General features: G+C 69.1%; 19 protein-coding genes. 8 read left to right on the forward strand and 11 right to left on the reverse strand.

Going from position 1 to position 22,511, the window contains the following annotated elements:
* The gene (locus tag ACSJJR_RS01740) at window positions 1–1,248 is read left to right on the forward strand and encodes an ABC transporter ATP-binding protein (RefSeq protein WP_435941802.1); all 1,248 of its coding nucleotides are present in this window, start codon (window positions 1–3) and stop codon (window positions 1,246–1,248) included.
* Here the strand turns inward: ACSJJR_RS01740 and ACSJJR_RS01745 are convergent.
* Entirely contained in the window at window positions 1,231–2,238 is a 1,008-nt protein-coding gene (locus ACSJJR_RS01745) for a glycosyltransferase family 2 protein (RefSeq protein WP_435941803.1), read from the reverse strand. The two genes, ACSJJR_RS01740 and ACSJJR_RS01745, sit on opposite strands and share 18 nt — an antisense overlap.
* Window positions 2,235–3,377: a glycosyltransferase family 4 protein gene (locus tag ACSJJR_RS01750; RefSeq protein WP_435941804.1), complete on the reverse strand. Its 1,143-nt coding sequence runs from the start codon at window positions 3,375–3,377 to the stop codon at window positions 2,235–2,237. Before ACSJJR_RS01750 ends, ACSJJR_RS01745 begins: the two co-directional genes overlap by 4 nt.
* Before the next feature lie 63 nt (window positions 3,378–3,440).
* On the opposite strand from ACSJJR_RS01750, the gene ACSJJR_RS01755 reads away from it, so the two are divergent.
* Both ACSJJR_RS01755 and ACSJJR_RS01760 read left to right on the forward strand, forming a co-directional pair.
* Window positions 3,441–4,577 (forward strand): glycosyltransferase family 4 protein, encoded by a 1,137-nt coding sequence (locus tag ACSJJR_RS01755; protein ID WP_435941805.1) that lies wholly within the window; start codon window positions 3,441–3,443, stop codon window positions 4,575–4,577.
* Window positions 4,578–4,877: 300 nt separating this feature from the next.
* Window positions 4,878–6,140, forward strand: a complete 1,263-nt coding sequence (locus ACSJJR_RS01760) for a hypothetical protein (protein ID WP_435941806.1) — start codon at window positions 4,878–4,880, stop codon at window positions 6,138–6,140.
* Here ACSJJR_RS01760 and ACSJJR_RS01765 read toward each other — a convergent pair.
* The 4 genes from ACSJJR_RS01765 to ACSJJR_RS01780 form a co-directional block, all read right to left on the reverse strand.
* Complete coding sequence (locus ACSJJR_RS01765; RefSeq protein ID WP_435941807.1) at window positions 6,110–7,375, reverse strand: lipopolysaccharide biosynthesis protein; 1,266 nt, start codon at window positions 7,373–7,375, stop codon at window positions 6,110–6,112. The two genes, ACSJJR_RS01760 and ACSJJR_RS01765, sit on opposite strands and share 31 nt — an antisense overlap.
* Window positions 7,365–8,228, reverse strand: a complete 864-nt coding sequence (locus ACSJJR_RS01770) for a LicD family protein (protein ID WP_435941808.1) — start codon at window positions 8,226–8,228, stop codon at window positions 7,365–7,367. Before ACSJJR_RS01770 ends, ACSJJR_RS01765 begins: the two co-directional genes overlap by 11 nt.
* Window positions 8,229–8,296: 68 nt before the next feature.
* Window positions 8,297–9,232, reverse strand: coding sequence for a DMT family transporter (locus tag ACSJJR_RS01775; RefSeq protein WP_435941809.1), 936 nt, complete (start codon window positions 9,230–9,232; stop codon window positions 8,297–8,299).
* Between the two features lie 3 nt (window positions 9,233–9,235).
* Window positions 9,236–11,020: a phosphotransferase gene (locus ACSJJR_RS01780; RefSeq protein ID WP_435941810.1), complete on the reverse strand. Its 1,785-nt coding sequence runs from the start codon at window positions 11,018–11,020 to the stop codon at window positions 9,236–9,238.
* Between the two features lie 211 nt (window positions 11,021–11,231).
* On the opposite strand from ACSJJR_RS01780, the gene ACSJJR_RS01785 reads away from it, so the two are divergent.
* The 4 genes from ACSJJR_RS01785 (at window position 11,232) to ACSJJR_RS01800 (ending at window position 17,248) form a co-directional block, all read left to right on the forward strand.
* Window positions 11,232–12,947: a hypothetical protein gene (locus tag ACSJJR_RS01785; protein WP_435941811.1), complete on the forward strand. Its 1,716-nt coding sequence runs from the start codon at window positions 11,232–11,234 to the stop codon at window positions 12,945–12,947.
* A gap of 77 nt (window positions 12,948–13,024) precedes the next feature.
* Entirely contained in the window at window positions 13,025–14,584 is a 1,560-nt protein-coding gene (locus tag ACSJJR_RS01790) for a DUF2142 domain-containing protein (protein WP_435941812.1), read from the forward strand.
* 106 nt (window positions 14,585–14,690) lie between these two features.
* Entirely contained in the window at window positions 14,691–16,136 is a 1,446-nt protein-coding gene (locus tag ACSJJR_RS01795) for a sugar nucleotide-binding protein (protein WP_435941813.1), read from the forward strand.
* 83 nt (window positions 16,137–16,219) lie between these two features.
* On the forward strand, window positions 16,220–17,248 hold the full coding sequence (locus ACSJJR_RS01800) for an acyltransferase family protein (RefSeq protein ID WP_435941814.1): 1,029 nt from the start codon (window positions 16,220–16,222) through the stop codon (window positions 17,246–17,248).
* 73 nt (window positions 17,249–17,321) lie between these two features.
* Here the strand turns inward: ACSJJR_RS01800 and ACSJJR_RS01805 are convergent, their stop codons facing one another.
* The 4 genes from ACSJJR_RS01805 to rfbA form a co-directional block, all read right to left on the reverse strand.
* Window positions 17,322–18,203 (reverse strand): glycosyltransferase family 2 protein, encoded by an 882-nt coding sequence (locus ACSJJR_RS01805; RefSeq protein WP_435941815.1) that lies wholly within the window; start codon window positions 18,201–18,203, stop codon window positions 17,322–17,324.
* A 50-nt stretch (window positions 18,204–18,253) separates the two neighbouring features.
* Window positions 18,254–18,640, reverse strand: a complete 387-nt coding sequence (locus ACSJJR_RS01810; RefSeq protein WP_435941816.1) for a DUF2304 domain-containing protein — start codon at window positions 18,638–18,640, stop codon at window positions 18,254–18,256.
* Entirely contained in the window at window positions 18,640–19,380 is a 741-nt protein-coding gene (locus ACSJJR_RS01815; protein ID WP_435941817.1) for a glycosyltransferase family 2 protein, read from the reverse strand. The genes ACSJJR_RS01810 and ACSJJR_RS01815 overlap by 1 nt, the downstream gene beginning before the upstream one ends.
* Window positions 19,381–19,452: 72 nt before the next feature.
* Window positions 19,453–20,325: a glucose-1-phosphate thymidylyltransferase RfbA gene (gene rfbA / locus ACSJJR_RS01820; protein WP_435941818.1), complete on the reverse strand. Its 873-nt coding sequence runs from the start codon at window positions 20,323–20,325 to the stop codon at window positions 19,453–19,455.
* Between the two features lie 137 nt (window positions 20,326–20,462).
* On the opposite strand from rfbA, the gene manA reads away from it, so the two are divergent.
* Window positions 20,463–21,653, forward strand: a complete 1,191-nt coding sequence (gene manA / locus ACSJJR_RS01825) for a mannose-6-phosphate isomerase, class I (RefSeq protein ID WP_435941819.1) — start codon at window positions 20,463–20,465, stop codon at window positions 21,651–21,653.
* A gap of 16 nt (window positions 21,654–21,669) precedes the next feature.
* Here the strand turns inward: manA and ACSJJR_RS01830 are convergent, their stop codons facing one another.
* Entirely contained in the window at window positions 21,670–22,413 is a 744-nt protein-coding gene (locus tag ACSJJR_RS01830) for a TIGR03089 family protein (RefSeq protein ID WP_435941820.1), read from the reverse strand.
* Window positions 22,414–22,511: the final 98 nt, after the last annotated feature.

The raw sequence follows: 22,511 nt of genomic DNA on the forward strand, positions 1-22,511 counted from the left end.
ATGTCACCGGCAGCGATCACCGTCTCGGACGTCTCCAAGCGCTTTCGCATCTACAAGAACCGCAACCAGTCCCTCAAGGGGGCCTTCCTGCAGCGCGGCCGCGGAACCTACGAGGACTTCTGGGCGCTGAGGGACATCGATTTCGAGATCTCCGAAGGAAAGACCTTCGGCCTGCTGGGGCACAACGGCTCGGGCAAGTCAACGCTGCTGAAGTGCATCGCGAAGATCCTCACCCCCGACGGCGGCACCATCACCGCCCGCGGACGGATGGCGGCCATGCTCGAGGTCGGATCCGGTTTCCACCCTGAGCTGTCCGGGCGGGAGAACATCTACCTCAACGGCGAGATCCTTGGCATGAGGCGCAAGGAGATCGACGCGAAGTTCGATGACATCGTCGACTTCTCCGGAGTCGGCGAGTTCATTGACCAGCCCGTCAAGAACTACTCCTCGGGCATGTACGTGCGCCTGGGCTTCTCCGTGTCGATCCACGTCGAGCCCGAGATCCTCCTCGTCGACGAGGTTCTCGCCGTGGGCGACATGCAGTTCCAGAACCGCTGCATGAGCAAGTTCGCCGAGTTCCGCGCCGACGGGCGCACCGTCGTCGTCGTCTCCCACGGGCTGGAGCAGATGCGCACCTTCTGCGACGAGGCCGCATGGCTCGACCACGGCCGCCTCCAGGGAGTCGGGGCGGCGGCCGGGCTCATCGACGCATACGCGGAGAAGGCAAACGGGGCGGCGCTGGTCGCTGGCGGCGGCACACGGTTCGGCTCCGGTGAAGCCCAGATCGACCGTGTCGAGATCCTCCGGGGCGACGGAAGACCTTGTGGGCGCTTCCTCACCGGTGACGAGATGATCATCCGCCTGCACTACCACGCCGACCAGAGGGTCAACAGGCCCGTCTTCGGGGTGTCCGTGGACACGCAGGAGGGTCTTGTCGTGTGGGGTCTGCACGGCCTGGACGCAGGTTTCCAGCCTGAGCGCATCGAACCTGGCAAGGGCAGTGTCGACGTGTACATCCCGCGCCTCATGTTGCGGCCGGAGACCTACGTGGTGTCGGCATCGATCCAGCCGCCTCACCTGGGCGGGATCATTGACGCCCTTCAGAAGTCGGTCGCCTTCGACGTGGTCCCCGGTCCCGATCAGGAGTCCGGAGGCGTCCTGGCGCTCGGCGCGTCCTTCGAGAGGCTCCTTCCCGAGCAGCCTATGGTGGAGGTCCCCAGCCGCGCCGCATCAGCGCGCACGCACTGACGACGGCCAGCGCCTTCCGCCTGCACGGTGCCGGCGCGCCCGGCGTGCCAGCGCGGAGGGAAGCGCCCGCAGCGCCTGGCCAGCGCCGGAGGCGCCGGGGCCGCGCAGACCCGAGCGCAGGGCCCGTGCGCCCGTGCGTACGAGTGCCGCAACGGCTACGCGAGCAGGCGCGTGCTCGACTGCCACGAGTACCCGGTTACGGGCATTGACCCGCACGAACATCTCCGATCCGGTCCCCGAGGATGCCGCGTGCTCGTGGTGGACGACGGCGTCGCGCACGAAGGCCACCCGGTAGCCGGCCTCGTGCAGGCGCCAGGACAGGTCCGTGTCCTCGTAGTACATGAACAGGTCCTCGCGCAGCCCTCCCAGCCGCCGCCACAGGTCAGCGCGCACCGCGCAGGCACCCCCGCACACCCCGAAGACCTCCTCAGGGGAGTCGAGCTCGTCCAGCGGCACGAGCCAGTCCCGGTCCTGCCCGTTACCTGAGGCATCGACGACGTTGCCCGTGGAGTTGACGAGCAGGACCCCCTCGCCGGCCGCAGCGGCGGCCTGCTCCACCCGTGCCCAGCGGGTGCCGTCGGCACGGGTCAGAGCCTCCTCCTGCGCGGAGGCCGGGCGCCACCGGCCCGCCAGCAGCATGAGCGCCGTTGTCGCCCCCAGGTCAGGACGTGAGCCGTCCAAGGGGCTCGTGAGGGCGTCGAGGAACCCCTCCTCGGCCACGGCGTCGTTGTTGAGCAGGACGAGGACGTCCTCGCTCATCCCTGCTGCGCCCGCATTGACCCCCGCCCCGAAACCGAGGTTCTCCGACGTCTCGACGACCTCGAGCCCCGCCTCCCGCAGGACCTCGGCCGAGCCGTCACCGGAGGCGTTGTCCACGACGATGAGCTGGTCGCCGGCCCCGAGCTGGGGCAGGACGGAGCCAGCCGCCCGTAGGGTCAGGTCTGCTCGGCGCCAGTTGACCAGGACGACCCGCGCCGTCGGGCGGCTCACCGTGTGCCCTTGGCCAGGGACGTGTAGACCGCCTCATGGGCCGATGCCGAGGCCTGCCACGTGAAGGCCGCTGCCCGCTCCAGGCCAGCGGCACGCAGCTCGTCGTGTGCGGGTCCGATGGCACGTGCCAGCTGACGGGCGATCTCCTCAGGGGAGGTCGAGTGGGCCAGGAGCCCCGCGTCAGCGCAGACCTCCTCCATGCACGTGCCCCGGCTCGTGACCACCGGGGCGCCGTAGGCCATCGCCTCGAGCACAGGCAGCCCGAAGCCCTCCCAGTGAGAGGGGAAGCAGAAGGCCCGAGCACCCGTGTAGGCGGCGGCGAGGTCCGCGTCGGACAAGCGGCCGGTGACGTGGACGCGCCCGGCGAGCTCCTCCGCGGCGCCGCGCTCCTCGGCGTCGTCCCCCCAGCCCTCCGGCCCGACCAGGACGAGCTCCAGCCCCGGGTAGTCGGCGGCAAGGGTGCGGAAGGCTCGCAGCAGCGCCACGAGGTTCTTGCGCGGCTCGCGCGTGCCCGTCCACAGGACGTACTCGCCATCAATGCCGTGGTCGGCGCGGAAAGCCGCCACCTGCTCCTCGGTGACGGCCAGGGTCCGCACGCCGTGGGGGATGACCTCGATCCGGCCGGCCTCGATGCCGGCGGCCACACAGTCGTCCGCCGTCGCCTGGGAAGGAGTGATGATGACGTCGGCCTCGGCCGTGGCGCGTTCCAGGCAACGCAGGAAGAAGGAGGTGCCCCGCCGGGTGAAGTGCTCCGGGGAGCGCAGGAAGGCGAGGTCGTGGACGGTGACGGCCAGCGGCAGGCGTGTGCCTGGGATCGCCCAGGTGGTGGCGTGGACGACCTCTGCGCCCGGGAGGACGGACTCCGCCCGCGGCAGGCGCAGACGGTTCCATGACTCGTACAGGGCCGTGCGTGGCAGGCGCGCGCCGCGCACCCGCACGGACGTCGGTAGCCCGACCTCAGCGGGGGACGGGGACGAGGCGTGGGCGGCCGTCAGACCGGCCACACGGCACCCGCGCTCACGCAGGGCACGGGCGAGCTCGATGACGTAGGTGCCTGACCCGCCTGGAACCGGCTGCCACAGCTGCTCGACGACCATGGCGACCCTCGGGCCGTGCGCCGTCCTCGTGTCACTGGTCATGGGGCGAGGATACGGGGCCGGCCGAGACCGCGGGTGTGCCGCGCTGCCGGTAACCTGAGAAGCATGAAGGTCCTGCTCGACGCCACCGCCATCCCCGCCAACCTGGGCGGTGTGGGCCGCTACGTTGACGACCTCGTGCCCGAGCTGATCGACGCCGGGGTGAGGCTGGCCATGGCCGTCCAGGAGCGCGACGTCGAGCACTTCCAGGCCAAGGTCCCCCGTGCTCTGCTCCTGCCGGTACCGCCTCGCCTGACCAACCGCGGCGCGCGCCTGGTGTGGGAGCAGACCGGCCTGCCGGCGCTCATCGACCGGATCCGTCCGGACGTCCTGCACTCACCGCACTACACCTACCCTGCGGCGCACCGGGTGCCCGTCGTCGTCACGCTGCACGACGCCACCTTCTTCTCCCACCCCCAGGCGCACACCCGCCTCAAGCGGGTCTTCTTCACGACGGCGATCCGGCGTGCGGTGCGCGGCGCGGACGCCCTCGTCGTACCCTCGGCCGCCACCCGGGACGAGACCCTTCGCTTCGTTGGTGGTGACGCCTCGAGGTTCCACGTCGCCTACCACGGGGTTGACACGCGGGTCTTCCACCCCGTGGACGACGCCGAGCGCGAGCGCGTCGCCGCCAGCCTGGGACTGGCGGGACGGCGCTACATCGGTTTCCTGGGCACCCTGGAGCCGCGCAAGAACGTCCCGAACCTCATCGAGGGCTGGGTGCGGGCCTTCCATGACGATGACGAGCCACCTGCTCTCGTCCTTGCCGGGGGCAAGGGCTGGGACGAGGGCATCGAGCCCGCGCTGGCGGCGGTGCCGTCCCACATGACGGTGCTTCGCCCCGGTTACCTGCCCCTGGAGGACCTGCCGGGCTTCCTGTCCGGCTGCGAGGTCCTGGCCTACCCCTCGGTCGCGGAGGGCTTCGGCCTGCCCGTGCTGGAGGCGATGGCCTGCGGCGCGGCGGTGCTAACCACCCGTGAGACGAGCCTGCCCGAGGTCGGCGGTGATGCGGTCGCCTACTGCGGGCTGGACGCCCAGGCCATTGCTCGCGCCCTCGTCGAGCTCGACGCCGACCCGGCCCGCCGCGCGGCCCTCGGCGACGCGGCCCAGGCGCGTGCCGTGAGCGAGCAGTTCACCTGGCGGGCCTCGGCCCGCTCGCACGTCGAGGCGTATGAGGCTGCCCTGGCTGCACGCCGGTCCTGAGCGCCGTGAGGCGCTCCACGCCAGGACCGGGGGATCGCCCCGGTAGGATCCCGTGAGGATCATGCACGGCGCGGGTGGCAGCACTGGTCACGGCCCGTCCTGGCCGGTGGTGTGGCCACGACGTCTCGACCGGGACGGACAGGCCGCTGCTTCGGAAGGGATGGGTAAGTGACGGTGGGAGCTGCAACGAGAGTCGTCGGTGCTCGAGCACCGGGTGCGCTGCGCAGCGGGGCACGGGCGCGCTGGGGTGCCTTGGCGGTGCTTTACGCGTTCGTCGCCTCGTGGCTGACGATCCGGTTTATGGCCGTTCACTCCGCCCTGTCGCCCATCGACGAGTTCACTTACGTAGACGCCGTTGACAAGGCACGTCGGGGCGTCATCGTCGTCAACGGGCTCAAGACCGACCAGTACGCGCGCCAGCTCGCCGCCTGCCGAGGCGTCGGGACGGCGCCCGAGACGGTTATCTTCCAAGGGACCTGCGGCACGCACATCTCCGACGCGCAGACCTTCGTCAACGGCTTCACCCCTGGTGATGTGCACTCACCGGTCTATTACTTCCTCACCTCGTGGATGTCGTGGCCGATTGAGAAGGCGCTCGGCGTTGAGCTCCTCACATCGGGCAGGCTCACCAGCCTGCTGTGGCTGTGGGCCGGGATGGTCGCCTGCGGAGTGCTTGTGCGTCGCGTGGGGGCGCAGTGGTCCCTGGTTGCGGCGCTGCCCTGCCTAGTGGCCGCCATGCCCGTGTTCCGAGGGACGAACGCGTACATCACCCCCGATGCCCTCAACCTCCTGGGAGGCTCCCTCATCGCCCTGGCGGCGTACCTGTACGCCCGTGGCGAGGTCGGGCCGCTGCCCTTGGTCATCCTCGGCAGTGTCCTGGGCACGGTCAAGCTCCAGAACGTCTTCGCTGTTGCCGCAGCGGCACTGTTCCTCGCCCTTTACCACGTTGTCGCCACCCGTTCGCCAGCAGGACCCGGGCTGCGAGGCGTGCCCGATCTGGCGGGACGCTCCGGGCCTGCGGCCGTGCTGCGGCTCGTCAGCGTCCTCATCGTCCCCCTGGTCTTCTCCGTCGCCTGGCTGGCGGCACGGCCTTACCTCGGCCATGACGACCCCTCACGCCCGACCCTCGACCCGGAGCCCACGGGCTCGCTCACGCAGTACCTGTACTCCTTGGACGACGCCTTGTTGGGAGTGTTCGCAGGGATCGACGGTGGTACCGGGGCGGCCGCGCCGTGGTCGGTGTTCCCCTCGTTCCTCCTGTGGGGCGTGCTCGCCGCCATCATCGCGACGGCGATGTTCGACGTCACCACGACGACGCTTCGCCGCTGCCAGGCGTGGGCTGTGCTCGTGTCCTTCGTCTGCATCGGCCCGGCGATGCAGATCATGTTCGCGGTCGTCTTCAACGCCGCCGTCATCGTGCTTCCCCGCTACATCATGGTGCTCATCCCCATGATGCTCATCCCCACCGTGGAGCGCTGCCAGGGCGTGGCCGCGAGGAGGACACTCGTGCTGCTGGCGGTGGCGAGCGTGACCTACGCGATCCTCTTCCCGCTCACCCGCTGACGCCCGGTCAGCACGAGGAAGACCAGGAACAGCGCCGTGGCCGCGCTCATCGCGATGAGGTAGGACCACGAGGCCCCCAGCAGTCCCCAGTGGGGCACGAGGATGACGACGCACACGGACATGACGACGGCTGCGCCGACGTACCCGACGAGGACGAGGCCCTGGCGACGCATCGTCGTCATGGCGTAGTACAGGATGACCGACATGGCGTTCATCGCGCCGCCTGCGACGAGCACCAGCAGCTCGGTCAGGAGGTGGGAGACATCCTTGCCGTAGACGAGCTGGAGGACTTGCGGTCCCGCGACGGCCGAGACGATCGCGACGACGATGAAGGCGAGCCCGCAGACCACCACTCCCCGCCGGATGATCGCGCGGAACCCGTGCCGGTCACCGGAGGCCCAGCTCGTGGCCATCGTCGTCAGCAGCGGGCGGAAGACCATGAGCGAGAGCAGGTTGATGACCATCGCGGGCATGAAGATGATCGCGAAGTAGCCCTGCGCCGTCGCGTCAAGGTAGTGGTCGATGGCAAAACGCGGGGCGTTGGCGAGGTACATCGAGATGAACGCGGACAGGAAGAGCGGCAAGCACGACACCAGGAGACGGCCGATGCCCCGGGCCGACCACTTCGGGCGCACGCTGAACAGGCCGCGCGCCGGCGGCAGGTAGAGCACCACCGTGGCGAGGACGGAGCACATGAGGGCCGAGGCGGCCGAGACGGCCAGACCGCCGGTGAGCGCGAGCGCGACACTGAAGACGACCGTCGTGCCCAGCGACCTGACGAAGCAGGCCCGGGCCCCCAGGTCGAGACGGCCGTTGCGCTGGAACTCGCAGACGAAGACGTCCTCAAAGGCGTCCAGCGCCCGCAGCGCGGCGACGAGGAAGACGGCCAGGGCCGTGGCACCGACCGTGGCGGTGGCCACTGCGTAGCCGGCGATGCCCAGGAGCATGAGTGCCACCGTCACGACGCGCGTGGACAGGTACGAGCCGAACGCGATGTCGTGCCTGACATCAGTGACGTGGTAGGTGCGGACCTCGTACATCCCCAGCGTCTGGAACTGCTGGCCGACGGCGAAGGCGAGGGAGAAGGTGCCCGCCGCCTCCAGGCCCGCCAGGCGTGTGACGACGAGGAGCAGGATGACGGTTGACAGCGACACCATGAGGGAGGAGGCGGTGTTCCACAGGTAGTCTCTGCCTGCCCGGTGCCCGTCGGCAGGGGCGCGGGTGTCAGACGTCATAGGATCCGAAGTCGATCTCAAGAGGTTTGTGGTTACGGCGCTCGTCCTTGGGAGGCAGCTGCATGTAGTCGCCGTAGGTGCGACGCATCATCGCGTCATAACCGGGCGCCATCTGGACCACCGCGTCCTCGAAACTGGTGTCGATCGTCGGCTGGATCTCTGACATGGTGACGACCCAGCGCTGCGGGTCACGCATCGAGAAGTCGGTGAACCGGTCGGTCGGGGTGCCCTCATGCCGTCGCGCCGCAGCGTCGAAGCGCTCCTGCAGGCGCCTGGGCGTTACCCGCAGGAGCCTGAGGGTCCAGTAGGCCAGACCGGTCGCGGTGTGGATCATGAGGCGCTTGAGCCCGTGCGTGTTGATGAGCATCGGCGTGGGCGTGCCGGTGAGGTACAGCAGCCTGCCCCACAGCCAGGTCGCGCGGCTCTGCGCGCGGAAGGCGCGCTCGTCGTCAGGGACCGTGTCCAGAGGCAGGACGTCCAGGCAGATCGGCATCCGGTACGCCGCGTCCTTGGCGAACTCCGGGACGAACAGGGTGCCGGCCAGCCCGAGCTTGGTGAACATGTAGGGGTACTCGGCGAGGGACCGGGTGTTGTCGAACCGGTACTCATCACCCATGACCGCAGGGGCCTCGTTCAGGAAGCGCTCGTAGTCGCTACGGGTCATGAGGACGTCGACGTCGTCGTCCCACGGGATGAAGCCCTGGTGCCGCACGGCCCCGATCATCGTCCCCCCGTACACGGAGTACGAGATACCCAGGGTGCGGCAGGTGCTGTCGAGGTCCTTGAGCATCTTGAGCAGCAGCACGTGAACACGAGCGAGGAGCTCGGGGTCGTCAACGGCGTCTGCAGGCATCTCAGGATCCTTCTCAAGGGGGTGGTCTGCTGAGCAATATACGCGGCGTCCTCGGCCTCGCGCCCCGGTCAGTGCGCCACCGTGCGACGCAGTCCGAGGTCGCTCCAGTCGGCGGTCGCCGCCAGTACGGTGCCGATAAGGACCACGAGGCAGCACACCACCTGCATGGGGGTGGGGACCGTTCCCTGCAGCAGGAGGGCGAAGAGCACTGCCCAGGCCGAGTAGGAGATGTTGAGCGCCATGCCGCGAGAGGCGCCGATGGTGCTGATCGCCTTGTAGTAAAAGAGGTAGGAGGCGGTGCCCGCCAGGGCGGCCAGCACCACGAGCCCGGTGGCGGGTGTCAGCGCTGCCCGTGTGGTGAAACCGAGGACCCCGGCCAGTGGCGCGACGACGAGCAGGTAGGTCAGCGCGGAGGTCGTCTGCCTGATCTGCAGGGCGGTCTCGTTGTCCACCGTGTCCTCGCGCATGCCCCAGGCGAGGATGACTGCCTCCGAGCCCCATCCGACGACGCAGGCCAGTGCTGCGAGGACGCCGACCACCGCGGAGCCGCCCTCGACGGCACCGGTTGAGCCCCAGCCGATCATGATGATGGCCCCCAGCGCCACGAGCAGAGCCAGGACCTGGCGCGGGCGCATGCGCTCGCCCAGGAGCAGGAAGGCCAGGAGCGTGCCGACCGCCGGGTAGAAGGTGGAGATGATCGCCGTGTAGCCCGGGCCGATGTTGTTGATGGCGATGAGGTAGCCGGTCATCCCCACGGGGCCGCCGAGGAGCGCCGCCCCCATGACCGCCCGGCCCGAGCGGGTGCGCAGCGCCGCCAGCGTGTCGCCCAGGCGGCGGCGGGCAGCCATGTACACGAGCAGGATGAGTGCGCACCCGAGGTCGTGGAGGAGGGCGGAGGCCAGCGGGGCCTGTGCGGCCCCCAGGAAGGGCGCCAGGAGGACGGCGATGCCGAGGATAACGGTGTCCAGGCCCCACAGGGCCCCGGAGAAGATGCCGTAGCGCATGGGTCAGTTCTCGCTCTCGTACTGGGTCAGCAGGTCATCGACGTAGTTGACGGCGTAGCGGTAGTAGATGAGCAGCCACTCGCCGACGTCGTCGCCCTCGGCCTCCTTGAGCAGGGCCCACACGTACCAGCACCAGCCGGCGAGGACGACGTAGGCCCAGAAGTGACGCTGCTCGGCAGCGGTGGGGGGCCGCTTGAAGTAGTAGGCGAGCGCGGTCCCGGCGAGCTCCTCGTCCATCTGCTCGGTGCACACGACCATCGTGCCGAAGTCGGCGGCCACGTCGGACATGCCGGCGTACTCCCAGTCGATGAGGTCGATATGACCGTCCTCGGCGACGAGGAAGTTCGGGGGGAAGAAGTCGTTGTGGCTCGGCACCTGGGGGAACCCGTCGGCGTCGGCGTGAGCCTTGAGACGCAGGACCTTGTCCCGCAGCTCGTGGTAGCCGGGCACCTGGATCGGGCCGTGGGCGGCGAGCAGGGCCTCGTAGCGCAGCCCCTCCTCAACGAAGTCGAAGGACCGGCTCATGCGCGCGCCCGCGTCGTGCAGGTGCCGGCTCAGGCTCATCGCCTTGCGCAGCTCGTCGGGGTTGGTGACGTCGAGGTTGCGCGCACCCGGCACGAAACGGGAGATCTTCCACCCCTTGTCGACGTCGCCGGCGACAAAGGTCTGGTCCACGCCGGCCTGGCGGGCCAGGGTCAGCGCCTCGAGCTCGGCACGGCGGTCCACCATCTTCTCCGTCCCGGCTCCCGGGTGCCGGTAGACGTACTCGTCGTCGCCGACGCTGAAGTGGCAGGACAGGTTGGTGATGCCCTGCTTGAGCGGGTAGAAGTCGGTGACCTCGCCCGGCTCGCAGCCGAGGGTCGTGGCGATGTGCGTGAAGACCTCGGAGTCGAGGTTCTCCATGAACCCAGGGTCGAAGGCCCGGAGCTCGTCGAGCGAGTCGAACTCGTTGATGATGCCCTCGGGGTAGGGGCGCACCACCATGTCGAGCTCCTTGACGTGGTCGAGGTAGATCGACTCCCACAGCAGGGGAGCGGTCTCGGGGCGGTGGTACACCTTCTCGAGGACGTTGCGGAAGCGCGAGGAGAAGGTGCGGTCGAAGTAGACGTGCCCCAGCATGACCCAGGCGTCCGCGCCGCCGACGGTGGCACCGGTGATGCGGCCTCCGGGCCCGGTCTGGATGCACCACTCCTCGGTGGGGCCGTCCACGTGCTGCGCCGAGTAGTAGGCCTGGTACACGTAGGGCTCGAAGGGGTTGGTGGTGAAGTAGTCGTCCGAGGAGCACACGTAGGTGTTCGCGAGCCGGTCGCGCACGAGCCACAGGGAGCCGTTGTTGTTGCGGGACGCGTACTCACGGTTGACGACGAGGTCCACCCCGTAGGCGTCGCAGAGGTAGAGGAAGTACTCCTTCTTGTAGCCGACGACGACGGTGATGTCGGTGATGCCGGCGGCATGCAGCTGTGAGATCTGCCGCTCGATGAGGACCTCGCCGCGCACACGCAGGGTCCCCTTAGGGCGCTCGTAGGAGATGGGGGCGAAGCGGCTGGACAGGCCGGCAGCCATGATGACCGCGTTGTCAACCTTGTACGGGGCCAGCGCCTCGAGCCCGGCGGGGGTGAGCGATCGGCCCGTGACGAGCCCGAGGGCCTCGAGCTTGCGCACGTGGGTGTTGACCGTGCCCAGGGACAATCCGGTCGTGTGGGCGAGGCCGCGCTGGGTGAGCGGCCCGGTCGCGGTGCGCAGGGCGTTGAGGACCTGGAACTGGGGCTCGGTCAAAGTCAGTGGCATGGAGGCTCGTTCATCTCGTGTCCGGGTAATGTGTGTTCAAATGTATCTCAAGGTGACCGTCAGATGAACGAATGGGTGTCATGAGGTGTGCCACTCTGTGGCGCAGCCTGCCGAGGGTGACGCCACAGGGGCAGGTATAGTCGGCCGGGCTCACGGCGATGACAGCTCCCGTAGGTCCCGGCTGCCTGAAGGATGACGAATGCGTCCCACCATGCTCACTGACTCTGCGAAGGCGATGACGGCCGTTCTCACCGTCATCGTTGCCGCGCCGCTGCTCGGGGTCATCCTGCCGGGTACGCACGCCTACGTCTTCTGGCTCAGCGTCCTCGCGGCCGCGCTCGGCGTGGCGTGGCTGATGCTGAGGGTGCGCGAGCGCCAGGCATGGCCCCGGTGGTCGGCCGCCGCCCTGGTTCTGGTCCCGGTCGTCATCGGGACGATCGACGTCGCGCGGATCGTCGTCCTCTACCGGGGCGTCGTCCTGCCCTTCATGCGCAACGACATGGTGATGAACACCATCGAGGCCATGACGATCCACAACAACGGGTCGCTGGGAAGTGGTGCCGAGGTCAAGCCGGTCTTCCTCACGGCCGCGATCGCCTCCGTGTTCTACGGCCCGGGCACCGAGTACCCGTCGCTGCGAACGATGCTGGTCGGCAACGTCGCTGCGATGACGGTGGTGTGCGCGCTCATCAGCGTGTTCGTCGGGGCCTTCGCATACTCCTTGCTGCGCGCTGCGGCCCGGCCGGTCAGGGTCGTTGGCGTGCTGGCGGTCGGTTGGGTACCGTACACCGGCCTGGTCCTGGGGCAGGTCTCCCAGGCTGGCTACATGAACATCCCGGTCATCGTGCTCATCGTGGTTATCGCGTGGATCCTCTACCGGTACCTCACTCCGTGGCAGGCGATGGTCTGGCTCCCGCTGGTTGTCGTGGTGAGTCTCGCGGCCTGGTCTCCAGCCGCTCTCCTCCCCGCACTCCTGCTTCTCGCACGTGTTGTCAGGGCAGCCGTCGGTCTGCGGGGCGCCACGCCGAAGGTCCTGCCCACACGCGCTGAGGTCATCGCCATGGGTGCGACCTGGCTGGCCGCTGGCGGCTACACCTTCGGGATCGCCCTGCCCGCACTGCGACGGGACGGCGACTACCTGTCGGCCGGGCCCGGTGCCTTCATCCCCGTCGTCACCGACAGCCTGGTCTTCGCCGCGACCGCGCTCCTGCTTCTCATCGGGCTGTACGGAGCCCTCTCGAGATTCGGGGCCGACATGGCGCCGGTTGGAGGGCTGGCGCTCTTGGCGGTCGGCGCGTGGGCGGCAGTGGTGTACCTCCTGCTGCTGCGTGCGCCGGGCGACTATCGCTGGGGCTACTACCCGATGAAGCTCATCGTGATCTCCGTCGCGGTCATCGGCCTGCTACTCGCCATCGAGGCGATGGGGGCCGCTGTCGCCTACGGGCCGCGAGCCGCTGCTCTGCGGGGGGCGTCCTACGCGCTCGCGGTTGCCTCGCTCGCCGTCTCCGTTATCGCACCGGGTGCCTACGCGGGATGGCGGCACGTTCTCGCGCCCCTCCACGAGCCCGACGAGTGGATCGCCGCCGCCTCGCAGATCGACCACGAGGCCTACGCGGACCTCGTGCGGGTCTTCGACGAGCACAAGGGCGGGGCCGTCGTCTTCATTCGCGACAGCGAGCGCGTGAGCATCGACGCTGACCGCAACCGTTTCCTCATCCAGTTCTCCGCTCCGACCAGTTATGACGTGCGCATCAACGCCTACGCCAACTGGGATGGGAAGTACTACGACACGATCCTGTGCCCCCTGATCGATGCGTGGGACAAGGACGCCATCGTGGTCACCTCTGAGCGCAACCGTGAGTCCGTTGAGCGCGAGGTCCAGCAGTGCCGTCCGCGCCACGAGGTCACCGTCACGGTGCTGGACTAAGGGGCGTGGCGCCGTTGGGCGGCAGCCACGGACAGTGACGAGCGCCGGCGCGCTGTGAGAGAGAGGAGACGATGGGTATGGAGGCTCGGACCAGCCAACGTCCCGGACCTGGTTCGGTGAGCGCGGCGAGTGCGCCTGGACTTCAGCGGGTTCGACGTGCCGCCGTTCCTGTCCTGGTCATCGTCCTGACGCTTCTCGTCGGCATCGGCTGGTCGCTGTCATCCCCGTTGTCCTCCTCCCCGGACGACGACTACCACCTGGGCAGCATCTGGTGTCCGCGCCCCGCGCAGAGTTCCTGTGAGACCTCACAGTTGAACGGCGTGCCGGTGATCCGGGTCCCGAGGGCCGTGTCCGACACGTCCATGCACTGCTTCGTCTTCTCGGCGCAGTCCGCCGGCTGCGTCGTCGGCTATGACGACGACGACACCGTGTGGTCGACCCGCTTCGATGACGGCGACTACCCGGTGGGGTACTACCGGCTGCACCACTTCCTCGTCGGCCACGACGTCGAGCTCTCTGCCGTCCTCATGCGAGTCCTCAACGTGCTCCTGTGCGTCGCGCTCGTGGCGGTCCTCGTCCTGCTGGCGCCTCGCAAGGAGGTGCCAGCGGTGTGGCTCGTGCCGCTGCTGTCGTGGACACCGATGGGGCTGTACTTCATCGCCTCGAACAACCCGACGTCGTGGGCCGTCTCGGGCTTGTTCGCGTACTGCGCCGGGCTGTACCTGGCGACGAGGGCCAAGGGTTACCGCCGTGTCGGTCTGCTTGCAGCGGGGCTCGTCGGCGCGCTCATGTGCCTGGGGTCACGTTACGACGCCGCCTTCTACCTCTTCATCGTCGGCGTCGCGCTCCTCGTCGCCGTGCGCTGGCGGCGCGGGCTGTGGCCCGAGCTCGCTGCCGTCGTGGTCTGCGGGGTCCTGGGCCTGGTCGAGATGCTCTCCTCGGGGCGCACGGATGCCATGCCCGGCGAGGCCCCCGGCGGGATCGGTGCCGGGTTCCTGTACCGCCTCCTCGTGGGGATCGAGACAATCCCGAAGTACCTCGGGGGCTTCTGGGGCCTGCACTGGGTCCCGGGGTGGGGCGACGTCCCGCTGCATACGCGCAGTCCCTTCGTGCTTGTCATCCTTGCGGCCGGTGGCATCGTCTTCCTCGCACTGAGGTCCGGGACATGGCGTACATGGGCGCCGGCGTTGGTCCTCATCGGCTCCGCCGCCGTGCTCCCCGCGGTCTTCCACGCCGCCGGGGTCTTCATGCCGATCGAGGCGTACCAGGCGCGCTATGTCCTGCCACTGCTGGCGCCCGCGCTGCTCATGCTGCTGGTCGCTGACAAGGACGAGCCGCTCAGGCTCAGCCGGCCCCAGGCGGTGTGGACCGGGCTGTGCCTCGTGGGATGCCACGTCATCGCCCAGCACACGGTCATGATGCGCTACGTCAAGGGCGTGCCCGAGCAGTGGCCGCTCAACCTTGACGAGTCTTCCCAGTGGTGGTGGGACGTTCCCTTCGGCCCGATGACGCTCCTGGCGGTGTGCTCGTGCGCCTTCGCCGTGCTCGTCACGACCGCCCTCACCTCCGCGACCTCCGCCGGCACGTGGCGCGCGCCCGCCGGTGACCCCGTCGTCGTGGGTGAGGAGGACGCGTGAGGGCATGGTCACCGCGCCCACCTGAGCCCACGGCGCTAGCAGACGATAAACTCACGGTGCCGCGGGGTCCGCTCGCGGAGCCACAGGATGTGAGGACAACCACGAGATGACCGAGGCCCCGAAGCCGCTAGGCGTGACGACGACCCCGATCCCAGGGTTCCTGCGCATCGACCTCACCGTCCACGGCGACAACCGCGGCTGGTTCAAGGAGAACTGGCAGCGCGAGAAGATGACCGCCCTTGGTCTGCCCGACTTCAAACCGGTGCAGAACAACGTCTCCTTCAACGATGAGATCGGCGTGACCCGGGGGATCCACGCCGAGCCGTGGGACAAGTTCGTCTCCGTCGCCACCGGCAAGGTCTTCGGCGCCTGGGTGGACCTGCGCGAGGGGCCCTCCTTCGGCACGGTCTACACCACGGTCATCGACCCCTCCGTGGCCGTCTTCGTCCCCAAGGGCGTGGGCAACGCCTACCAGACGCTCGAGCCGAACACGGCCTACACCTACCTCGTCAACGACCACTGGTCTGCCGAGGCCCGCTACACCTTCCTCAACCTTGCGGACGAGACCGTCGCGGTGCCGTGGCCGATCGCGCTGGAGGAGGCGATCCTCTCCGACAAGGACCGGGCCCACCCGCGCCTGGCCGAGGTCACACCCTTCCCGGCGGCCGCGCCCGCCGGGCGGCGCGTGCTCGTCACCGGCGCCAACGGGCAGCTCGGCCGCGAGCTCATGCGGCAGCTGCCCACGGCGGGCTTCACCGCCACCGGAGTCGACCTGCCCGAGTTTGACATCGCCGACGCCGCGCAGATGGCCGCCATCGACTGGTCCCAGTACGACGTCATCATCAACGCCGCCGGCTGGACCGCCGTCGACGCCGCTGAGACCGTTGAGGGCCGTCGCGCCGCCTGGCGAGCCAACGCCACCGGTCCAGCGCTCCTCGCCCGCGCGGCCGGTGACAACAGCGTGACGCTGGTCCACGTCTCCAGTGAGTACGTCTTCGACGGAACCCAGGAGCCTCATTCCGAGGACGAGCCTCCCAGCCCGCTAGGCGTCTACGGCCAGTCCAAGGCGGGCGGTGACGCTGCCGTCACCGCCATCGCACGGCACTACCTCGTGCGCACGAGCTGGGTCGTGGGCGACGGCAGGAACTTCGTCAAGACGATGGCGGCGCTCGCCGCTCAGGGTGTCAAGCCGAGCGTGGTGGATGACCAGACCGGTCGTCTCACCTTCACCACGGACCTCGCCGCCGGCATCATCCACCTGCTGTCCAGCGACGCCGAGTACGGCACCTACAACATCTCCGGCGAGGGTCCGGTCGTCTCCTGGTGGGAGATCGCTGCGCGCGTCTATGAGCTTGTCGGTCACGACCGGGCTGAGGTCAGTCCCGTCACCACGGCTGACTACTACGTCGGTCGTGAGGACACTGCGCCCCGGCCGCTGAGGAGCAGCCTGGACCTGTCCAAGATCGAGGCCACAGGGTTCGTGCCCGGCGACTCGATGCGACGTCTTGAGGAGTACGTGCACTCCCTGGCAGCCACCGGGAAAACTCAGTGAGTGCTGCGCCCGGGCCGGACGGAGGGCGTCTCACCCGGCTCTTTGCTCCGCACGATCTAGGGAGCAGGGACAACGCCCTCAACATGCTCAGGCTGGTGCTCGCCTCGCTCGTCGTCTTCTCTCACGTCCACATCCTGTCGGGAACCGGTGACGGCGTCGTGTGGCAGGGCCAGCACGTCGGCAGCTGGGCCGTCGTCGGTTTCTTCACGATCTCCGGATTCCTTATCACCGGAGCGCGTTGCCGGTCCAACGCCGGGACCTACCTCATCAACAGGGTCACGCGGATCTTTCCCGGTTACATTCTCGTGCTCCTGTTCGTTGCGTTCGGACTGGCTCCGATCGCGCACGTCGTCGAGAACGGCACCATTGACGGCTACCTCACCACACCCGTGACGCCTATCCAGTACATCTGGGTCAACAGCCTGCTGACCATGGGCAGCTACTCGATCGGCACGACACTGACGACCTCGCCCTACGGGACCGCGTGGAACGGCTCCCTGTGGAGCCTGTACTACGAGTTCATGTGCTACATCGTCATTGGCGTCTTCATGTCGTGGCGCCTGACCCGTGAACGCGTGTGGCCGACCGTCGTCCTCTTCATCGTCTCGGTGCTGGCCCACGCCAACATCGCTCATGTCAACGTCCTCACCGGTGGCGACGGCAGCCTCGCCCTGTTCCTCTTCATGTTCCCCTACTTCATGGGAGGCGCGGTCATCTACGTCCTGAAGAACCGGGTACCCATGCGCGCATGGATCGCGCTGGTGTCCGCGGTGATCGCGTACGCGCTCATCGCGGTGTTTCCGGACTTCGGAAAACAGGCCGCCTCACCGTTCATGGCCTACCTCATTCTCTGGCTCGGTGCTGTTCTGCCCTCACCGCGCGTGATCAAGGTCCATGACATCTCCTACGGCGTGTACATTTTCCACTTCCCGGTGACGCAGCTGCTTCTCGTGTCCGTTGGCGCTCACTGGGGGTTTGCCCGGCTGCTCATCGTGGTGCTGCTGTGCACACTGGCGCTGGCCACTGCGAGCTGGCTCCTTGTGGAACGTGCCGCGATGCGCTGGTCCCGTGGGCGCTCCCCGTGGGGGGAACTGAGCCTCCACGGCGCTTGACGGACGCGTTCGGGGCGCCTCCAGTGCTCCCTGAACGGCGTCCAGTCGCGGCCCCGACAACCCGCCAGGTGGATCAGGGACGCAGGGCGTGGGCGGCCAGCATCCGCACTGCCTCGGTGTCGCGAGCCTTGAGGGCGGTGGGGATCAGTGTGAGGGCGTGTGCCCGAGACGACGAGTGCAGACGTGCCGCGCGCTCAGCCGAACGCCACCCGTTGCGCCGCATGATCGAGCGGGCGAGCGCGAAGTACTTCTGCTCGCCGTCGAACCGGCGTCCGTCAAGCAGTGCCGTGGTTGACGCCGACGCCTCGTGCCGGCGGTATGAGAAGCACGGCTGCGGGTCCAGGAGCACAGAGCCTCCCGCAGCGATGACGTCGATGACGAGGGCGAGGTCCTGGATGATGGGGAAGCCGGGACGGAACGGGTGCCGGCTGACCGTCTCGCGCCTGAACACGAGCGAGGGCCAGTAGAGCCAGTCGGCGCGCAGCAGCGACGCCGCAAGCGCCTCACCGGCCAGCAGCCGTGGTACCGAGGCACGGGGCCTGCTCAGGGCCTTGATCGTGTCGGCCAGTGGTGTGACAACCGTCCCGTCGGCGTCGATGACGCGCACCCCAGGCTGGATGATGTCCGCCTGCGGGAACAGACGGTGGAGGGTGTGGACACGAGCGACGAAGCCGGGGTCGGGGACGTCGTCGCAGCCCAGGAGCATCACGAGGTCGGCAGTCGCCCTCGAGAGGCAGAACGCGTAGTTCTCGGTGATACCCAGGTTGGTCTCGTGACGGATGTACGTCACCTTGGGGTCGTCAAGCTGCTCGAAGTACTCGGCCACCGTGGGATCCGGGTAGCAGTCGTCAACCACGGTGAGACGCCAGTCACCGCTGGTTTGCCTGCGGACCGCCTCGACGGTCTCGAACAGGTAGCTGGGCTCGCCCCAGAACGGGAGCATGATGTCGAGCATCGTGGCCTGCCTTCACAGAGCTGGTCGTGACAATGAGGGGTTTGGGGCGGCTACTCGTCGGGGTGTGCATCCGGCCCAGGAGCGGGCGTGGTGCCTGCAGGGCGCTGGTCATGGACGAGCATGTTGAGGATCGCGACGTTCTCGGCGAGGACGCGGGTCTCGTCCTCGAGCCTGCTGATCTCGAGCGACAGGTGCAGCGTCACTCCAAGCAGGAGCAGGATAGCGAGCGTGAACAGCAGGTTCGATGGCACCTGGAACCCCAGCGCGCCGGCCAACCAGCTCAGCAGCTGCGGGACGAGCGCCAGCGTGACGATGGCGACGGACACGAGCAGCCACAGCATGGCGTACTTCTCTCGCAGCTTGCGGCTGCGCAGGAGCGAGACCATGGCGACGAAGACGATTGTCGAGATCGCGACATAGATGGTCTGGATGGGCATCACTGCCCCCTTTCATCGTCGTGACGGCGCTGGACGGGGCGGCGCGTCATCGAGATACCGAGCGCGACGACGGCCCGGACCAGGTAGACCGCAGCCTTCCACGGCGGGGAGGAGGGCGTGCCCGCCTGACGGGGGCGCATGGACACACCTACCTGGCTCACCGTCAGCCCCGACCGCACCGCCATCACGAGGGAGTCGATCGTGTCCCCGAGGTACTCCGAGGGAAAGTAGTCGCAGTACTGCTGGATGGCGACGCGGTCAGCAGCCCGGAAACCGCTCGTGACATCTGTCAGACGGGTCCGGCTGATGCGCCCGACGGTGCCGGCGAGCAGGACCATCGCCCAGTGCCGGGGCCCGCGTACCGTGTACGTACCTGCCTCCGCGAAACGCGCGCCGATGGAGATGTTGGTTCGCTCGAGGCCGTCAAGCACCTTCTTGATGTCGGCGGGATCGTGCTGGCCGTCCGCGTCCACCTGGATCGCGCGGTCATAGTCAAAGCGCAGGGCGTACTTGTAGCCGGCGCGCATGGCGCCGCCAACGCCGAGGTTGTACGGCAGGTCGAGTACCTGGGCGCCCGCCTCACGGGCGACGCGGGCCGTCGAGTCCGTCGAGCCGTCGTTGACGACGAGCAGGTCGAACTCGGGCACGGCCTGGCGCAGCTCGCGGATGGTGCTGCCGATGGCCAGCTCCTCGTTCCATGCGGGCATGATGACCAGCGTGCGCGGTGCGGCGGGCTGCATAGAGCTCCTTCGGGAGGCGGTAGACGTCCACAGTCTAGGGCGGGGGAACGGCGCGTCCGCCGCCCCCTGGCCTCAGCGCCGCTCGCGCGCGAGGATGTCGAGCAGGTACTGCCCGTAGCCGGACTTGACCAGGGGCTCTGCGCGCTCGCGCAGGCCCTCGTCGTCGATGAAGCCCATGCGCCAGGCGATCTCCTCGGGGCAGCCGATGTTGAGCCCCTGACGGTGCTGGATGGTGCGGATGAAGGACGTCGCGTCCGCCAGCGAGTCGAAGGTCCCCGTGTCGAGCCAGGCGGTGCCGCGGGGCAGGACCTCGACCGTGAGGCGGCCGGCCTCGAGGTAGGTGCGGTTGACGTCCGTGATCTCGTACTCCCCGCGCGCCGAGGGCTTGAGGTTACGGGCGATCTCGACGACGTCGTTGTCGTAGAAGTACAGGCCGGGCACGGCGTAGTCGGACTTCGGGTGCGCCGGCTTCTCCTCGATGGACACCGCCCGGCGGTCCGCGTCGAACTCGACGACGCCGTAGGCGGTCGGGTCGGCCACCTGGTAGGCGTACACGACACCGCCGTCGGGGTCCGTGTGACGGCGCAGCTGGGTGCCCATGCCCGGCCCGTAGAAGATGTTGTCCCCCAGGACGAGGGCGGCGGGCTCGGAGCCGATGAAGTCGGCGCCCAGGACGAAGGCCTGGGCCAGACCGTTGGGGACCTCCTGGACCGTGTAGGACAGGTTGACGCCCAGCTGGGAGCCGTCGCCCAGCAGACGGTGAAAGCTCGCGGCGTCGTGCGGGGTCGTGATGACCAGGACGTCCTGGATCCCCGCGAGCATGAGTGTGCTCAGCGGGTAGTAGACCATCGGCTTGTCGTACACGGGCACGAGCTGCTTGGAGGTGCCCAGGGTGATCGGGTTCAGACGCGTGCCGGAGCCTCCGGCCAGGATGATGCCACGCATGGGGATAGTCTCCCTGAAGAAGCCCCCGAACGCTGGACACTGCGTGGGTGTGGCTCCCCACAGCCTGCCCCCTGCGCGCCACCCCCCGGTGCCCACCGGCGTCGGCCCCGGACCCCGCCCAGGCTACGGTTTCGCACATGGAACGCCTCGTACCCGCGCGCCAGTCCTACGACTGGGGCTCCACCACTGCCGTGCCCGCCTTCCTCGGCACCGAGCCCGACGGCGAGCCCTGGGCGGAGCTGTGGTTCGGAGCCCACCCGGCCGGGCCCACCCGCCTGGCCTCGGGGCCCACCCTCGCCTGCCTCGTTGACTCCGCCCCCGGCCGTGTCCTGGGCGAGGACGTCGTGCGCCGATTCGGCCCCCAGCTGCCCTTCCTGCTCAAGGTCATCGCCCCCGCCAAGGTCCTGTCCCTCCAGGTGCACCCCTCGCTCGCCCAGGCGGCGGAGGGCTTCGACCTGGAGAACGCCCAGGGTGTCCCCCTCGACTCCCCGGTGCGCTCCTACAAGGACTCCAACCACAAGCCCGAGATGGTCCTGGCCCTGTCCCGCTTCGAGGCCGTGGCGGGCTTCCGGGCCCCGCGCCGCGCCTGGGAGGTGCTGGCGGACCTCCAGGCCCCCCTCGCGCGCCGCATGCGCCGCACCCTGCGCCTGAACCCCACCCGCTTCGGCATCCGCCAGGCCTTCAGCGACATCGTCTCCGCCGGCACCCGCCCCACAGCCGAGGAGGTCGGTGACCTCGTCGAGGAGATCGCCGCTCGGCACGCGGCAGGGCTGTCCCCCTCGCCACGCGTGGACGCCAACGTCATGGAGATGGCCCGCTCCTTCCCCGGTGACCCGGGCATCGCCGCCGCCCTCCTGCTCAACCCGGTGACCCTCCAACCCGGCGAGGCCCTGTTCGTGCCCGCGGGCGCGGTGCACGCCTACATCAGCGGCCTGGGGGTGGAGGTCATGGCCTCCTCGGACAACGTGCTGCGCGCGGGCCTGACGCACAAGCACATCGACGTGCCGCAGATGCTCGCCTGCGTCGACTACGTCGCCGGGCCCCCGGTGCGGCCCGCGCCGGAGTACCTCTCACGCGCCACACGCGCCTACTACGCCCCTGTGGACGACTTCGAGCTGCTGGTCACCACCGTCGTTCCCGAGGACGGGCGCCTGGCCGTCGTCGGCCACGGGCCCCGCATCCTGCTGGCGACCGACGGCGAGGTGGTTGTCACCACGCCGGAGGGCAGCACGGCCCTGCGCCGCGGCGAGGCCGTGTTCGTCGGGGCGCACGAGCGCACGCTCAGCGTCGAGGGTGCCGGGACCGTGGTCCAGGCCGACGTGCCATGACCCGCTGCTGACACCCCTACTGGCGCACCCACTCCTGACGCACCCCCTCCTGGCGCACGGCCAGCGCCACCAGGTCCTCGTCGCACGTGGCACCCACCAGCACCGCCGTCGCCCCGCCCGCCCACGCGGACAGGACCCCGAGGACGCTGCTGGCCACCGCGCCGGGCCCGGTGCCGGCGCGCACGAGGACAGCCCCGGGCGCCACCGGCGCCGTGCGCCGGGCGGCGCACACCACGGCGCCGCGCTCCAGGCAGGTGCCGTCGTCGGCCATGAGCGCCGGGGCGTGCGCGGCGCGGGCCAGGGCGGGGAAGCGGTCCGGGTACGTCATGACGTCGGCGGCGCCGTCGAGCACGAGCGGCCCCAGCTCGCCGTCGTAGCGCATGGCCAGGGAGGCGCGGGGCGCGAGCACCTGCACCTCGGCGCCAGGGGACAGCCCTTCCGGCGCCGAGGCGACCGAGACCTTGGCCTCCGGCAGGCAGGCGGCCGCCCCGAGCATCGCGGTGCCTCCCGCGAGCCATGTCCCCAGGCACCAGGTGAGCGCCCTCCAGCCCACGGGCAGGGCGATGTGGACCCGGGGGCCGTCCCCGGCCTCGGCCTCCAGCAGCCCGGCGCACTTGGCCGCCCACATGCTCAGCACGTGACCGGTGAGCTCGACGCGCTCACCGGGGCAGTACCACACGAGCCAGGGCCGGTCACGGTCGCCGGGGCCGGGCAGGAGGTCCAGCAGGGGGTCGGGGGAGGAGACGTGGGCACCGCTCATGCGGGGATTCAACCAGAGCCCGCGCACACGCCCACCAGGGTCCCAGCGCCGGGTCCCAGAGCCCGTATGCTCCCTGGCGCGCGCCCGTCGTGGCGGCC

It is taken from the genome of Actinomyces sp. W5033, assembly GCF_051303165.1.